This window comes from Micromonospora sp. NBC_01405, assembly GCF_045040155.1.
GTDB lineage: Bacteria > Actinomycetota > Actinomycetes > Mycobacteriales > Micromonosporaceae > Micromonospora.
This window is the reverse complement of record NZ_CP109532.1, coordinates 531810-534470: the sequence shown is the minus strand read 5'-3', so window position 1 is coordinate 534470 and position 2661 is coordinate 531810. Positions and strand designations below refer to the sequence as shown.

The following is a 2661-nucleotide window of genomic DNA, read 5'->3' as shown; positions in this document are numbered from 1 at the left end:
GTGCGGAGAGAGCAGTCCGTGGCGGGAACGGACAGCGCGAGTCGCGTGTACTCGGCGTCGCCGGCGTGCGCGCCGGGGCCTCGGGCGATGTGGGCAGGCCCGCGAGGTCGGCCATGGCGATGAGCAGTTCGTGCCGAGCCGGCGGCGAGCGTGCCGGATCGGGCGTCGTCCGAGGCGTTCCGGCCTGTTGGGGCCTGTGTCGAAGTCGGCCCACCTCGGCTCGGCGCGCGGGGTCCGCCGGGGCCCGCCCGCTACGGGCTGTCAGGTCTGCTCCCTGGGCGGAGAACCCCTGACATGGTCCTGGCCCTACAGCGGTCACGACCGAACGGATTGTGCGCGCCCACCCGGCCCGACGCCGGTCCCCGGAAGGCCGACCGACCCCGGAACTGGTAGATCTTGGAAGCAAACGGCCCCTCCAGGGGCCGAAATCTTCCAAGATCTACCCGATCTCCGCTCATCGTCGCAACAGCGATCGGTTTTGCTGGCGGTGATCGCGCTTGGCTGCTGGCAGGACACGCTGCCGGGCTTCGACACACGCTCTGTGGGGGTGCGCTGCGTCGGTCAGCAGTTGCGGCAGCAGGTCGATCGCCTGTGGGTAGCGGGCGCGCTGGAAGGTGGTCCACGCGTGCGTGACCTCGCGGGCGAGCCGCTCGGCCGGCAGGACGGGGCGGCGGGCCGCCTGCCGGCCGAGTGCGATCTCGTACGTCGACAGCGCCGCCCGGATCCGCTCGACGCCCCCGTTCCGCTCGGTCACATCGGCGGGTTGCACGTCCCGGCCAAGCAGTACGGCGGTGTCTATGCGGAGGACGGCGGCGACATCTCGGAGGGTGGAGACCTTGACGCTACCGCCGGTCCCGGCACCGCCCGGGTCGTCTCCTCCACGGGTATCCGATCCGCCTCGGCCTGCGCGAGGATCCGCTGCCTGGCCGCCTCCTGCTCCTCCGCCTCCGCCTGTTCACCCCGGCTCGGCCCTGGATCGCGCTGCGTACCGCCTACCTGTAACCAGGCACTCGCCAGCCTGGTGTTCTGCGTCCTGTCCGTCGCCTGGACGGGGCACTATTCTTCACCTCAGTTCGGAACACGGGAACGGGAGCGGTGCCTGAAAGCGACAGCGGCAGGAGGAACGGCGTGATGGTCAAGAAGGCCATCCCTCCGGCGGGTGAGCTGCCACAGGCCGTGTTTGACCCGGAACGACTGGCAGCGGTCACCGCCTCTGGGCTGCTGGACACCGCCGCCGAGGGCACGTTCGACGACCTCGCGCGGCTGGCTCTGGCCGTCACCGGCACCCGGATGGCGTTCTTCACCGTCGCGGACGGCCGCCGGTCGTACTGGAAGAGCGCGATCGGCATAGACCCGACAGCCGGCCGGGAGAACGACATCCGGGACAGCCCGTGCCACATCCTGATCGGCACCGGCGAGCCACTGATCGCCGAGAATGCCGTCACCGATCCTCGGATCAAGGATCTGGCCGCAGTCGGCGCGCTTGGCATCGGCGCGTGGGCCGGCTACCCGGTGCTATCACCGGATGGACAGGTCCTCGGCGGGTTTTGCGTGGTGGACGACGCATCCCGGCCCTTCACCGAGCCGCAGCGCGAGGCGCTGCGGATCCTGGCCCGTTCGGTGACCTCCGAGATCGCCCTGCGCCAAGCGCTGCACGACGCCCGCACCGCAGGCGACGCCTCCTCGGCGCTCGCCCGGACCCTGCAGGACAGCCTCCTGCCACCACGGATGCCGATCGCGCCCGGCATGGACGTCGCCGCCGTACACCTGCCGGCCGACACCACCGGTGTGGCCGGCGCGGACGTGGTCGGCGACTTCTACGACCTGTTCCGCACCCGCGGCAAGGCATGGTGCGCCGTGATGGGTGACGTGTGCGGCAAGGGCATCGACGCCGCGAAGGTGACCGCTCTGGCCCGGTACACGATCCGCGCCGAGGCCACCCAGCACGCCCGGCCCAGCCTGGTCCTGCACCGCCTGCACGAGGCAATGCTGGAGCAGAGGGTCAGCGACCGGTTCCTCACCGCCGCGCTCGCCACGTTCCGCCCATCCGGCGACGGCATCAGCGGGCACTACGCCAGCGCCGGACACCCGCCGGCCCTCATCCGCCGCGCGAACGGAACCGTGGAACCACTCGACGCGGCAGGGATCCTGCTGAGCCCATTGATGCGACTCGGCAGAGAGCACCTGAAGGAAACCGCGTTCCACCTGAAACCCGGTGACGCGCTGCTGCTCTACACCGACGGCATCACCGAAGCCCGGGACTGCGGCCAGGGGCCCATGTTCGGCGAGGACCGCCTCGCTCAGTCGCTTGCCGCCACCCACGGTGCCGGTGCCACCGACACCCTGGCCCGGCTGTCGAAGGACGCGGCCCGATACGCCGGCGGTCACGCCGTCGACGACACCGCCCTCATGCTGCTACACGTCACCCCCCGGCCTGCTGATCTTTGAGGTGGCCCCCGGCAGGATTCCAACCTGCGACACACGGTTCAGGAAGGCGGCTGCGGCGGCCGGCTCACTTGGCCCTGACCTGGTCGATCGGGCCAATCAACCTGCCCGGCCAGTCAAGATCTTTGCACGTACTCTGCACGGCAGGCATGGATGCCTGAAGGCTGGCGGCGACGTGCAGGCGTCTCGACGTCTCCCAGCTTTCGGCAACACCCT

The 2661-nt window shown here is 70.4% G+C and carries 2 protein-coding genes; one reads left to right on the top strand and one right to left on the bottom strand.

The window, feature by feature from the left end; genetic code table 11:
• Positions 1–454 precede the first annotated feature (454 nt).
• Positions 455–754 (bottom strand): hypothetical protein, encoded by a 300-nt coding sequence (locus tag OG559_RS02025; RefSeq protein WP_405111666.1) that lies wholly within the window; start codon positions 752–754, stop codon positions 455–457.
• Positions 755–1131: 377 nt separating this feature from the next.
• Here OG559_RS02025 and OG559_RS02020 point away from each other — a divergent pair, with 377 nt between their 5' ends.
• Positions 1132–2448 (top strand): PP2C family protein-serine/threonine phosphatase, encoded by a 1317-nt coding sequence (locus OG559_RS02020; protein WP_405116314.1) that lies wholly within the window; start codon positions 1132–1134, stop codon positions 2446–2448.
• Positions 2449–2661 lie beyond the last annotated feature (213 nt).